Consider the following 11,735-nt stretch of genomic DNA (forward strand, 5'->3'; position numbering starts at 1 on the left):
GGGTGGTGTTACGGACTGCTCCGCTTTACGTCCGTAACACCACCCCCGACCCCACCACCTCCTCGTGTCGCAGGGGTTCCGGGCGGCTGTGGTCGGTGTTCGTCCGGGTGCCGGGCTCGGGCTTCGCCTTCGCCTTCGCCGGAGGTCGAGGCCGAGGTCGAGGCGGGTGCCGGGCCCGGCGCCCGCCTCGGGCGGGCTCAGTGCCCGCGCTTGATCCACTCCGCCAGGTGCGGGGCCTCGGTCCCGATGGTCGTGGTGTCACCGTGACCGGTGTGGACGACGGTCTCCGGCGGCAGGGTCAGCAGCCGGTCGCGGATCGAGTCGATGATCGTCGGGAAGTCGGAGAACGACCGGCCGGTGGCGCCCGGGCCGCCCTGGAAGAGGGTGTCGCCGGTGAAGACGGCGCCGAGCCCCGGTGCGTACAGGCTGACGGCGCCCGGCGCGTGGCCCGGCGTGTGCAGCACCGTCAGGTCGGTACCGGCGATGGTCAGCACCTGGCCGTCGGACAGCTCCCGGTCGGGCGGGGTGCCCGGGTGGGTCTGCTGCCACAGCGGCAGGTCGTCGGGGTGGAGATGGATCAGCGCACCGGTGCGGGCCGCGAGGGCGGGGGCCGCGTCGATGTGGTCGTTGTGCGCGTGGGTGCAGACGATGGCGCGCAGGGTGCGGCCGTCGAGCGCGGCGAGGATCGCCTCGGCGTCGTGGGCGGCGTCGATGACGATCGCCTCGTCGTCGTCCCCGACGATCCAGACGTTGTTGTCGACGTCCCAGGTGCCGCCGTCGAGGGAGAAGGTTCCGGAGGTGACCAGGTGGTCGATGCGGGCGGCCATCAGAGGGTCACCACCGAACGCAGCACATCGCCCGCGTGCATCCGCTCGAAGGCCCGCTCGACGCCGTCGATGCCGATGGTCTCGGTGACGAAGGCGCCCAGGTCGATCCGGCCCTGCTGGTGCAGGTCGACGAGCATCGGGAAGTCCCGGGACGGCAGGCAGTCGCCATACCAGGAGGACTTGAGGGAGCCGCCGCGGCCGAAGACGTCCAGGAGCGGCAGTTCCAGCTTCATCTCGGGGGTCGGGACGCCGACGAGGACGACCGTGCCGGCCAGATCGCGGGCGTAGAACGCCTGCTGGTAGGTCTCCGGGCGGCCGACCGCCTCGATGACGACATCCGCGCCGAAACCGCCGGTCAGCTCGCGGATCGCCTCGACGGGGTCGGTGGTGCGGGAGTTCACGGTGTGGGTGGCGCCCATGGTGCGGGCGGTCTCCAGCTTCCGGTCGTCGAGGTCCACCGCGATGATCTTCGCGGCGCCGGCCAGCCGGGCGCCGACCACCGCCGCGTCGCCCACCCCGCCGCAGCCGATGACCGCGACGGTGTCGCCGCGGCCGACGTTGCCGGTGTTGATGGCCGCGCCGATACCGGCCATCACACCGCAGCCGAGCAGTCCGGCGACGGCGGGCGAGACGGCCGGGTCGACCTTGGTGCACTGGCCGGAGGCGACCAGCGTCTTGTCCGCGAAGGCGCCGATGCCCAGCGCGGGCGTCAGCTCCGTACCGTCGGTCAGGGTCATCTTCTGCTTCGCGTTGTGGGTGTCGAAGCAGTACTGCGGGCGGCCGCGCAGACAGGCCCGGCACTGGCCGCACACCGCGCGCCAGTTGAGGATGACGAAGTCGCCGGGTGCGACATCGGTGACGCCCTCGCCGACGGACTCCACGGTCCCGGCGGCCTCGTGGCCGAGCAGGAACGGGAAGTCGTCGTTGATGCCGCCCTGCTTGTAGTGCAGGTCGGTGTGGCACACCCCGCACGCCTGGATCTGCACCACGGCCTCGCCGGGTCCGGGATCCGGCACCACGATGGTCTCCAGCCGCACCGGTTCGTTCTTCCCCGGCGCGATGACGCCGCGCACTTCCTGTGCCATGGGACAGCCCCTCTCAAAGATCACGTACGGGACCACTGTGGCGTACCGCCACCGAGCCGTGCCACACCGTACGCGGGGCGGGCGGCCGTCCGCAGGACCGGGGCGCCCTCGATGATCCGGCGTACGCGAACGGGGGCGGCCCCGGCGCCAGCCCCCGTCACCAGCGGGGCACCGCCGGGACGCGCCAGTCGGGGTCGGCGCGGCGCATGGCGGCGGCGTCGTCGCGGGAGCGGAGCGCGCCGTCGTCGTCGCACCAGCGGCGGTGCAGCGCGGCGAGCCGGTCGCGGTCGAGGGTGACGCCGAGGCCCGGTGCGTCGCCGACCGCCAGCGCGCCGCCGTGGAAGGCGAGCCGCTCGGTGAGGACGTCCTCGGTCTGCCAGGGGTAGTGGGTGTCGCAGGCGTGGTCGAGGCGGGGGACGACGGCGGCGGCGTGTGTCATCGCGGCGAGGGAGATGCCCAGGTGGGTGTTGGAGTGCATGGACAGGCCGACGCCGAAGGTGGCGCAGAGCGCGGCGAGTTCGCGGGTGGCGCGGAGCCCGCCCCAGTAGTGGTGGTCGGAGAGGACGACCTGTACGGCACCCCGGGTGAACGCCTCGGGGATCTCCTCGAACGTCGTCACGCACATGTTGGTGGCGAGCGGCAGCGGCGTGGCGCTCCCGGCGCGCAGCGCGGCGGCGACCTCGGCCATCGCGCCGGTCCCGGACGCGGGGTCCTCCAGGTACTCCAGGGTGTCGCCGAGCGCGGCGGCGACGCGGAGCGAGGTGGCGACGGTCCAGGCGCCGTTCGGGTCGAGCCGCAGCGGCTTGCCGGGGAAGGCGGCGGCGAGGGCGCGGACCGCGGCGATCTCCTCGTCCGGCGGGAAGACGCCGCCCTTGAGCTTGAAGGAGCCGAAGCCGTAGGTGTCCGCGAGGCGGCGGGCCTGGGCGACGACGCCGTCCGGGTCGAGGGCCGCGCCCCAGTCGTCGCTCTCGCCGCGGCCCTGCGGGTGCGCGGCCCAGCGGTAGAAGAGGTAGGCGCTGTAGTCGACGTGATCGCGGACCTTGCCGCCGAGCAGCGCGTGGACGGGCAGCCCCGCGGTCTTCCCCCAGGCGTCCAGGCAGGCCACCTCGACGGCGGAGACGACGGAGCGGCGGAGCTTGTCGGCGGTGCGGACGCCCCGGAGCCCGGCGGCGTCGACGGCGCCGGGCCCGGTGGCGTCCGGGGAGTCGCCGCAGACGCGGGCGGCGAGCGCGGGCAGCGCGTTCAGATCGGTGACCAGGTGGCCGGGCAGGGCATCGGCGAGCGGCCGGGCCAGATCGAGGTAGGCGGTGTCGCCGTAGGTCTCGCCGACGCCGGTGACGCCGCCGACGGTGACCACCTCGACGATCAGCCGCGGCGTGTACGGCTGGTGGACGCCCTGGGTGTTCAGCAGCGGCGGGTCGGCGACCAGGACCGGGGTGAGGCGGACCTCGGCGACGGTGAGGGCGTGGGCACGGGTGGCGGCCAAGGGACGGACTCCTGTCTCCGGAGGGACGCCGCCGGGCGACGGCGCCACGCATGTCCGCGTATGTGGACGACGTCCACGGACCGGAAGGGAGGCTAGGAGCGTGGCGACGGGGCGTCAACGGGGCCCCGGGGGCGCGGAGTCGGATGGCGTACGCCCCGCCCCTGCCGCGGTGCACCCGGACTCCTGCCGCGGTACGTCCCGCCACCCACCGCCCGACCGGCCCGCACCTCCCGCCTCTTTGCCAATCGTTGAATCTTCGCGCGTAGATCCCGCGCCGCGCCTCTGTTAGATCTACCTGGGCCGGGCGTGACCTGCCCGGCACCGCGCGGCCCCGCGCGGACCCCCACCGCTTCCGAAGGAGCCGCGCATGCCCCGCTCTTCCCTGTCCCGCCGCCTTCCGGCCGCCCTCCGCTCCCGCCGGGCCAAGGCCGGCGCCGCGACGGTCGCCGCGCTCGTCGCCGGCACCGCGGTGTTCGGCGTCGGCCAGGCCACCGCGGAGCACTCGGTGCCGCGCAGCGACAAGGAGATCCCCAACCTCACCCTCGTCCAGGACGAGATCAAGGCGTACTACGGCGACACCGTCACCGCCGGCGGCGAGCACTACGCCTCCCCGAAGAGCAACTACGCCCGCCAGGTCCACTCCGTCGAGGAGAAGGCGCGGGCCTACCTCACCCGCGCGCTCGCCCGCCACGACGCCGCCGCGGACAAGGGCCACACCAAGCCCGCCATCGTCCTCGACATGGACGACACCACGCTGCTGACGTACAACTACGAGCTGCGCGAGGGCTTCCACTTCACCGAGAAGAGCCAGGACGAGTACCTCGCCTCGACCGACATGGACCCGGTCTTCGGCATGGACCGCCTGGTCACCTGGGCGCACTCCAAGGGCGCCGAGGTCTTCTTCCTCACCGGGCGCAAGGAGGCCCAGCGGGAGTGGAGCGTGCGCAACCTCAAGAACGTCGGCTACGACGTCCCGCTCGACCGCGGCCACGTCTACCTGAAGAACAAGGAGAACCCTCCGGCGTACCTGCCGTGCGGCGCCGACTGCACCACGGTCGAGTACAAGTCGGGCACCCGCAAGCACATCGAGTCGCTGGGGTACCGCATCGTCGCCAACTTCGGCGACCAGTACAGCGATCTGCGCGGCGGCTTCGGTGAGCGGACGTTCAAGCTGCCCAACCCGATGTACTACCTGCCGTGACGGACGCGGGAGTGACCGGCGCCCGGTCACTCCCGCCACCCCGGCGCTCAGCGCCGCTTGGGCACCGGCACCCGCATCAGATCGCGGGCCACGGTCAGCTCCCCGGTGAACCCGGCGTCCCGCGCCTGCCGTTCGAAGGCGGCCGGGTCGGAGTAGCGCTGCGAGAAGTGCGTCAGGACGAGATGGCGCACCCCGGCTTCCGCCGCGACCCTCGCCGCCTGCCCGGCCGTCAGATGTCCGTGCTCGGTGGCGAGTTGCCCGTCCTCGTCGAGGAAGGTCGACTCGATGACCAGCAGGTCCGCCCCGTCGGCCAGCGCGTGGACCCCGTCGCACAGCCGGGTGTCCATGACGAACGCGAACCGCTGCCCGCGCCGCACCTCGCTCACCTCGTCCAGCCGCACCCCGCCCAGCTCCCCGGCGCGCTGGAGGCGGCCGACGTCGGGCCCGGCGATGCCGTGTGCGGCGAGCCGGTCCGGCAGCATCCGCCGGGCGTCCGGCTCGACCAGCCGGTAGCCGAACGACTCGACCGGATGCGACAGCAACCGCGCCTCCAGCGTGTACGCCGGGGTCGCCGCCAGCACCCCGTCCGCCGCCACCGGCTGCTCCGTCAGGCGTACGGTCTCGCGGTACGCGGTGGAGTAGCGCAGCCGGTCGAAGAAGCGCTGACCGCTCGCCGGGTAGTGGGCGGTGACCGGGTGCGGCACCCGGTCGAGGTTGATCCGCTGGATCACCCCGGCGAGCCCCAGCGAGTGGTCGCCGTGGAAGTGGGTGACACAGAGCCGGTTGAGGTCGTGGGCGGCGACCCCGGCGCGCAGCATCTGCCGCTGGGTGCCCTCACCGGGGTCGAACAGCAGGCCCTCGCCGTCCCAGCGCAGCAGATAGCCGTTGTGGTTGCGGTGCCGGGTCGGCACCTGGCTGGCGGTGCCGAGGACGACCAGTTCGCGTACGGACAACTCTCCGGCCTCGCCCGTCAGACCAGGCGCTGGAGGTCGCGGCCGCCGAGCACATGGGCGTGGGCGTGGAAGACCGTCTGCCCCGCGCCGGGGCCGGTGTTGAAGACGATGCGATAGCCGGTCGCGTCGACCTTCTCGTCCGCGGCCACCTCGCCCGCCTCGCGCAGCACGTCACCGGCGACGGCCGGCTCCGCGGCGGCCAGCTCGCGCACGCTCGCGTAGTGGACCTTGGGGATCACCAGGACGTGGGTCGGCGCCTGGGGGTTGATGTCGCGGAAGGCGACGGTGGTCGCGGACTCACGGACGATGGTCGCCGGCACCTCCCCCGCCACGATCTTGCAGAACAGGCAGTCGGCCTGCGGTTCTCCCGCCACCGGTGGGCTCCTCCCGGGTCATCGGCCGCCCCACCCGCCGGAGTACGAGGGCCGCGCCGTGGCCGCCCTCGTCCCGTCCCGGCGTACGCGGCGGACGCCGTACGCACCCTGCGTACGCCCTCGGATGCTACCGGCCCGGCCCGCCGTCCGGCCGGGCGGGCGGACCGCGCCGGGGCGGGCACGAGGTGCCGCTCGCGCCGCGAGGCGCCACCTAAGCTGACCCCGCATACCCGCCATTCCCCCACGAAACGGGAGTTGATGCACCATGGCAACCACGCGCACCGCCACCACACACTGGGAGGGCAACCTCCTCCAGGGCAAGGGCACCGTGTCCCTGGACTCCTCCAAGGTCGGGACCTTCCCCGTCAGCTGGCCGGCCCGCGTCGAGGAGCCCAACGGCGTCACCAGCCCGGAGGAGCTGATCGCCGCCGCGCACTCCGCCTGCTACTCCATGGCCCTCTCCCACGGCCTCGCCGGGCAGGGCCACACCGCCGAGCACATCGACACCGAGGCCGATGTGACCCTCCAGCCGGGCGAGGGCATCACCGCCATCGCGCTGAGCGTCAAGGCGCGCGTACCCGGTCTGTCGGAGGGCGACTTCCAGGCGGCGGCGCAGAACGCCAAGGCCAACTGCCCGGTCAGTCAGGCGCTGGCGGGCGTCAAGAACATCACCCTCACCGCCGAACTGCTCTGACCCGCGCGGACCGGCCGGGCCCGCGGCACCACCGCCCGCGCCGCCCGGCCCGTCCGTCCGTCAGCTCCAGCGACCGGTACGCCCCAGCAGCAGCGCCGTCGCGGCGGTCCCCGCCGTGGAGGTGCGCAGCACCGACGGGCCCAGGCGGTACGGCGCGGCGCCCGCCGCCGCGAACGCGGCCAGCTCGTCCGGCGCGACCCCGCCCTCGGGGCCGACGACCAGCACCACCGAACCGGACGCGGGCAGCTCCGCCGTGGCCAGCGGGGTGGCGCCCTCCTCGTGCAGCACGGCCGCGAAATCGGCCGCCGCCAGCACCTCGGCCACCTGCTTGGTGGTGTGCGCCTCGGCCACCTCGGGGAAGGTCAGCCGCCGCGACTGCTTCCCGGCCTCGCGGGCCGTCGCCCGCCATTTCGCCAGCGACTTCGCGGCCCGCTCACCGCGCCACTGCGTGACACAGCGCGACGCCGCCCAGGGGATGACGGCGTCGACGCCGGTCTCCGTCATCGTCTCCACGGCCAGCTCGCCGCGGTCGCCCTTGGGCAGCGCCTGGACGACGGTGATCCGCACCGGCGGCGCGGGCTCCGTCCGCACCTCGGCGACCGCGACGGTCAGCCGGTCCTTGCCCTCGGCCGCCGCGACCGTGCCGTACGCACCGGTCCCGGCGCCGTCGGTCAGCACCACGTCCTCACCGGCCCGCAGCCGCCGCACCGACACCGCGTGCCGGCCCTCGGGGCCGTCCAGCAGCAGCGTGCCGCCGGGCCGTACGCCCGCCAGCGAATCCACCACGAAAACCGGCGCCGTCATGACTCGCCCCTCATCCCGCGACCGTTCAGCTCTCCCTGTGCCGCGTCCAGTTCGGACGCCAGCAGTGCCACCAGCTCACCGGCGGGCAGCTCCCGCACCAGCCGGTGCCCCTGCCCGGCCCACAGTGCCATGCCCTGGGTGTCACCCGCCCGCGCGGCCGCCTTCCGCAGCCCCGCGGTCAGATGGTGCACCGCCGGATAGGCGGCCGGGGCGTACGGGCCGTGCTCCCGCAGGAAGCGGTTGGCCAGGCCCCGCGCCGGGCGTCCGGTGAAGGCGCGGGTCAGCTCGGTGCGGGTGAACAGCGGGTCGGTCAGCGCCCGCTTGTGCAGCGGGTGCGCGCCGGATTCGGGGGTGGCGAGGAAGGCGGTGCCCAGCTGCGCCGCCACGGCGCCGGCGGCGATCACCGCGGCGATCTGCGCACCGCGCATCAGCCCTCCGGCGGCGATCACCGGCAGCCGCACCGCCTCGCGGACCTGCGTGAGCAGCGTCAGCAGCCCGAGCGGGGCGCCGGTGCCGTCGGCGTGCGGGTCGTCCCGGTGGGTGCCCTGATGGCCGCCCGCCTCGACGCCCTGCGCACAGACCGCGTCGGCGCCCGCCGCCTGAGCCGCCCGCGCCTCGTCCGGCGTGGTGACGGTGACGACGGTGTACGTACCGACCGCGGCGAGCGAGGCGAGCACCGCGGGCGAGGGACAGCCGAAGTGGAAGGAGACCACCGGCACCGGGTCCTCGCGCAGCACTGCCAGCTTCGCCTCGTAGCCGTCGTCCGAGCCGCCGTACGGATCGACCTCGCCGAGCCCCGTCCCGTACCAGGCGACCTCACCGGCGAGCTGATCGCGGTAGACCTCGACGGCGGCGGTGTTGGCGAGTTCGGGCTGCGGGAGGAAGAGATTGACGCCGAAGGGGCGGCCGGTGAGCCCGCGCAGCCGCTTGATCTCCTGGTACATGCCGTCGGCGGTCTTGAGCCCGGCGGCGAGGAAACCGAATCCGCCGGCCTCACCGACGGCGGCGACCAACTCCGGACCGGAACCGCCGCCGGCCATCGGCGCCTGCACGATCGGATGACGGCAAAGAGCGGTCAGCGCGGTGGACATGGCCACATCGTGTCATGCCCCGCGCACCGCACCGAAACGGGCAGACCCACCCGGCGCCACGGACGGACAAGATCGGCCAACGCCCGCAGAACGCGGGTGGGCCCGGGGAAAATCCCCGGGCCCACCCGCGTAGATCTACGGTCGCCTACCGCCCGTTGAACGCATCCTTCAGCCGGGAGAAGAGCCCCTGCTGTCCGGGTTGAAACTGGCCCGTGGGGCGCTCTTCACCACGGAGCTTGGCCAGCCGCCGGAGCAGCTCTTCCTGCTCGGGGTCGAGCTTGGAGGGGGTCTGGACCTCGACGTGGACGATCAGGTCGCCGCGGCCGTTGCCCCGCAGATGGGTCACGCCGCGCTGGTGCAGCGGGATCGACTGGCCGGACTGGGTGCCGGGCCGGACGTCGATCTCCTCGACGCCGTCCAGCGTCTCCAGCGGGCACTTCGTGCCCAGCGCCGCCGCCGTCATCGGGATGGTGACCGTGCAGTGCAGGTCGTCGCCGCGCCTCTGGAAGACGGGGTGCGGCTGCTCGTGGATCTCGACGTAGAGGTCACCGGCGGGACCGCCACCGGGGCCGACCTCGCCCTCGCCCGCGAGCTGGATGCGGGTGCCGTTGTCGACGCCCGCCGGGATCTTGACGGTCAGCGTGCGGCGCGAGCGGATGCGGCCGTCACCGGCGCACTCCGGGCACGGCGTCGGCACGACCGTACCGAAGCCCTGACACTGCGGACACGGCCGCGACGTCATGACCTGACCGAGGAAGGACCGCGTGACCTGCGAGACCTCACCGCGGCCGCGGCACATGTCACAGGTCTGCGCGGAGGTGCCGGGGGCCGCGCCCTCACCGGTGCACGTGGTGCACACGATGGCGGTGTCGACCTGGATCTCCTTGGTGGTCCCGAACGCCGCCTCGTCCAGCTCGACGTCGAGACGGATCATCGCGTCCTGACCGCGCCGCGTCCGCGAGCGCGGACCGCGCTGCGAGGAGGCGCCGAAGAACGCGTCCATGATGTCGGAGAAGTTGCCGAAGCCGGCACCGAAGCCACCGGCCCCGCCACCGCCGCCGCCGGCCTGCGAGAGCGGGTCGCCGCCGAGGTCGTAGACCTGCTTCTTCTGCGGGTCCGACAGCACCTCGTAAGCGGCGTTGATCTCCTTGAACCGCTCCTGGGTCTTCGGATCCGGGTTCACATCCGGGTGCAGCTCACGCGCCAGCCGCCGGAAAGCCTTCTTGATCTGGTCCTGCGAGGCGTCGCGGCCGACACCGAGGACCGTGTAATAGTCCGTGGCCACTTACGACTCCGCCAGGATCTGTCCGACGTAACGTGCCACTGCGCGTACCGCTCCCATCGTTCCGGGGTAGTCCATGCGGGTCGGTCCGACCACGCCGAGTTTGGCGACTGCCTCGTCGCCCGAACCGTAGCCGACCGCAACCACCGACGTGGACGCAAGTCCTTCATGGGCATTCTCATGCCCGATACGTACCGTCATGCCCGAGTCCTTGGCCTCCCCGAGCAGTTTGAGCAGCACCACGTGCTCCTCAAGAGCCTCCAGCACCGGCCGGATCGTCAGCGGGAAGTCGTGCCCGAAGCGGGTGAGATTGGCGGTACCGCCGATCACCAACCGCTCCTCGGTCTCCTCCACCAACGTCTCCAGCAGCACCGACAGCACCGTCGAGACCGTGCCGCGGTCCTCCTGCTCGAAGGAGTCCGGAAGATCCTGCACCAATTGCGGCACATCCGCGAACCGGCGCCCCACGACCCGGCTGTTGAGCCGGGCCCGCAGATCCGCCAGCGACGCCTCACCGAACGGCCCCTGACAGTCGATCAGCCGCTGTTCGACGCGTCCGGTGTCGGTGATCAGCACGAGCATCAGCCGCGCCGGGGCCAGCGCCAGCAGCTCGACGTGGCGGACGGTGGACCGCGTCAGCGACGGATACTGCACCACCGCGACCTGCCGGGTCAGCTGCGCCAGCAGCCGGACCGTGCGGCCCACGACGTCGTCCAGATCGACCGCGCCGTCCAGGAAGTTCTGGATCGCGCGGCGCTCGGGGCTGGAAAGCGGCTTGACGCCGGCGAGCTTGTCGACGAAGAGGCGGTAGCCCTTGTCGGTGGGGATCCGGCCCGCGCTGGTGTGCGGCTGGGCGATGAATCCCTCATCCTCCAGGACCGCCATGTCGTTACGGACCGTGGCCGGGGAGACACCGAGCTGATGGCGCTCGGTCAGCGCCTTCGAGCCGACCGGCTCCTCCGTACCCACGTAGTCCTGGACGATGGCACGCAGCACCTCCAGCCTGCGTTCACTGAGCACCGCGCACACCTCCAGTCCCGCCGCCCCGCGGCTTCCTCGCCTGGCACTCCACCGGTCCGAGTGCCAGTACCGGTCCAGTGTACGGCCGGGTCACACCGGCGGGGCAAGGGTCTCGCGTGCGACACCGGCCACGCCCCGTGATCCACCGGGCAACGCCCCCGCGCTACCGATAGCGTCTCGGCATGCGCACGACGTGGGAAGAGGCGGGATGGGAACGGCTCGGCGACGGCATCGCCCGCCGCCGGATGCCGGGCTGGGACGAGACGGTGGGCGCCGTCGTGGGGTCGGACGGCGTGCTGCTCGTCGACGCCGGCGCCACCCTGCGCGACGGCGCCGAACTGCGGCTCGCCGTCCGCCGGGTGGTGGGCCGCGACGTGACGCACATCGCGCTGACCCATCCGCACTTCGACCACGTCCTGGGCACCGCCGCCTTCGCCGGGGTGCGGGTTTTCGCCGCCACCGGAGCCGCCGAGCTGATGGCCCGCGAGCGGGAGACGCTGCGGGAGGACGCGGTACGCCACGGCGTCGACGCGGACAGGGCCACCGACGCCACCGACATCCTGGTGCTGCCGCACCACGGTGTGCACGGTGAGCTGACCGTGGACCTCGGCGACCGGCAGGTGCTGCTCGCCAACGTCGGCCCCGGCCACACCGCGCACGACCTCGCGGTCCTCGTCCCGGGCCGGGGCACGGAGCCCGAGGTGGTCTTCTGCGGCGACCTCGTCGAGGAGTCCGGCGAACCGTCCGCCGGGCCCGACGCCCTCGGCCGGCAGTGGCCCGCCGCCCTGGACCGGCTGCTGGCGCTGGGCGGCGAGGGCGCGCGGTACGTCCCCGGGCACGGCGCCGTGGTGGACGCCGCCTTCGTCCGCGCCCAGCGCGCCGCGCTCGCCGCCCGCTTCGGCACCCCGCCGGCCTGAA

12 protein-coding genes are annotated in these 11,735 nt (G+C 73.2%); 3 read left to right on the top strand and 9 right to left on the bottom strand.

Going from position 1 to position 11,735, the window contains the following annotated elements; genetic code table 11:
• Positions 1-197: 197 nt before the first annotated feature.
• The 3 genes from ACF1BH_RS19330 to ACF1BH_RS19340 all read right to left on the bottom strand — a co-directional run bounded on the left by ACF1BH_RS19330 (position 198) and on the right by ACF1BH_RS19340 (position 3,398).
• Positions 198-827 carry an MBL fold metallo-hydrolase gene (locus tag ACF1BH_RS19330; protein WP_391643670.1) on the bottom strand — a complete coding sequence of 210 codons (630 nt, stop codon included), beginning with the start codon at positions 825-827 and terminating at the stop codon, positions 198-200.
• The gene (locus tag ACF1BH_RS19335; protein ID WP_391643671.1) at positions 827-1,912 is read right to left on the bottom strand and encodes an S-(hydroxymethyl)mycothiol dehydrogenase; all 1,086 of its coding nucleotides are present in this window, start codon (positions 1,910-1,912) and stop codon (positions 827-829) included. Before ACF1BH_RS19335 ends, ACF1BH_RS19330 begins: the two co-directional genes overlap by 1 nt.
• Positions 1,913-2,069: 157 nt before the next feature.
• The gene (locus ACF1BH_RS19340; RefSeq protein WP_391643672.1) at positions 2,070-3,398 is read right to left on the bottom strand and encodes an enolase C-terminal domain-like protein; all 1,329 of its coding nucleotides are present in this window, start codon (positions 3,396-3,398) and stop codon (positions 2,070-2,072) included.
• Between the two features lie 367 nt (positions 3,399-3,765).
• Here ACF1BH_RS19340 and ACF1BH_RS19345 point away from each other — a divergent pair, with 367 nt between their 5' ends.
• The gene (locus tag ACF1BH_RS19345) at positions 3,766-4,599 is read left to right on the top strand and encodes an HAD family acid phosphatase (protein WP_391643673.1); all 834 of its coding nucleotides are present in this window, start codon (positions 3,766-3,768) and stop codon (positions 4,597-4,599) included.
• Positions 4,600-4,646: 47 nt separating this feature from the next.
• On the opposite strand, the gene ACF1BH_RS19350 is transcribed toward ACF1BH_RS19345, so the two are convergent.
• Both ACF1BH_RS19350 and ACF1BH_RS19355 read right to left on the bottom strand, forming a co-directional pair.
• Positions 4,647-5,552, bottom strand: a complete 906-nt coding sequence (locus tag ACF1BH_RS19350) for a ribonuclease Z (RefSeq protein WP_391643674.1) — start codon at positions 5,550-5,552, stop codon at positions 4,647-4,649.
• A gap of 17 nt (positions 5,553-5,569) precedes the next feature.
• Complete coding sequence (locus ACF1BH_RS19355; protein ID WP_391643675.1) at positions 5,570-5,926, bottom strand: histidine triad nucleotide-binding protein; 357 nt, start codon at positions 5,924-5,926, stop codon at positions 5,570-5,572.
• A gap of 265 nt (positions 5,927-6,191) precedes the next feature.
• Here ACF1BH_RS19355 and ACF1BH_RS19360 point away from each other — a divergent pair, with 265 nt between their 5' ends.
• A complete protein-coding gene (locus ACF1BH_RS19360) occupies positions 6,192-6,620 on the top strand; it encodes an OsmC family peroxiredoxin (protein WP_391643676.1) in 429 nt (142 codons plus the stop codon).
• Between the two features lie 60 nt (positions 6,621-6,680).
• Here the strand turns inward: ACF1BH_RS19360 and ACF1BH_RS19365 are convergent, their stop codons facing one another.
• The 4 genes from ACF1BH_RS19365 to hrcA form a co-directional block, all read right to left on the bottom strand.
• A complete protein-coding gene (locus ACF1BH_RS19365) occupies positions 6,681-7,424 on the bottom strand; it encodes a 16S rRNA (uracil(1498)-N(3))-methyltransferase (protein WP_391643677.1) in 744 nt (247 codons plus the stop codon).
• Entirely contained in the window at positions 7,421-8,515 is a 1,095-nt protein-coding gene (locus tag ACF1BH_RS19370; protein ID WP_391643678.1) for a nitronate monooxygenase, read from the bottom strand. Before ACF1BH_RS19370 ends, ACF1BH_RS19365 begins: the two co-directional genes overlap by 4 nt.
• A gap of 145 nt (positions 8,516-8,660) precedes the next feature.
• Positions 8,661-9,800, bottom strand: coding sequence for a molecular chaperone DnaJ (dnaJ, locus tag ACF1BH_RS19375; RefSeq protein ID WP_391643679.1), 1,140 nt, complete (start codon positions 9,798-9,800; stop codon positions 8,661-8,663).
• The gene (gene hrcA, locus ACF1BH_RS19380) at positions 9,801-10,817 is read right to left on the bottom strand and encodes a heat-inducible transcriptional repressor HrcA (protein ID WP_391643680.1); all 1,017 of its coding nucleotides are present in this window, start codon (positions 10,815-10,817) and stop codon (positions 9,801-9,803) included.
• A 182-nt stretch (positions 10,818-10,999) separates the two neighbouring features.
• Between hrcA and ACF1BH_RS19385 the strand changes: the two genes are divergently transcribed.
• Positions 11,000-11,734, top strand: coding sequence for an MBL fold metallo-hydrolase (locus tag ACF1BH_RS19385; RefSeq protein WP_391643681.1), 735 nt, complete (start codon positions 11,000-11,002; stop codon positions 11,732-11,734).
• Position 11,735 lies beyond the last annotated feature (1 nt).

It is taken from the genome of Streptomyces sp. NPDC014733, assembly GCF_043083385.1.
Taxonomy (GTDB): Bacteria; Actinomycetota; Actinomycetes; order Streptomycetales; family Streptomycetaceae; genus Streptomyces.

Excerpts from the sequence above, each read along its gene's own strand:
- ACF1BH_RS19330 (WP_391643670.1), bottom strand. The coding sequence starts at position 827 with ATGGCCGCCCGCATCGACCACCTGGTCACCTCCGGAACCTTCTCCCTC.
- ACF1BH_RS19335 (WP_391643671.1), bottom strand. The coding sequence starts at position 1,912 with ATGGCACAGGAAGTGCGCGGCGTCATCGCGCCGGGGAAGAACGAACCG.
- ACF1BH_RS19345 (WP_391643673.1), top strand. The coding sequence starts at position 3,766 with ATGCCCCGCTCTTCCCTGTCCCGCCGCCTTCCGGCCGCCCTCCGCTCC.
- ACF1BH_RS19360 (WP_391643676.1), top strand. The coding sequence starts at position 6,192 with ATGGCAACCACGCGCACCGCCACCACACACTGGGAGGGCAACCTCCTC.
- ACF1BH_RS19365 (WP_391643677.1), bottom strand. The coding sequence starts at position 7,424 with ATGACGGCGCCGGTTTTCGTGGTGGATTCGCTGGCGGGCGTACGGCCC.
- ACF1BH_RS19370 (WP_391643678.1), bottom strand. The coding sequence starts at position 8,515 with ATGTCCACCGCGCTGACCGCTCTTTGCCGTCATCCGATCGTGCAGGCG.
- ACF1BH_RS19385 (WP_391643681.1), top strand. The coding sequence starts at position 11,000 with ATGCGCACGACGTGGGAAGAGGCGGGATGGGAACGGCTCGGCGACGGC.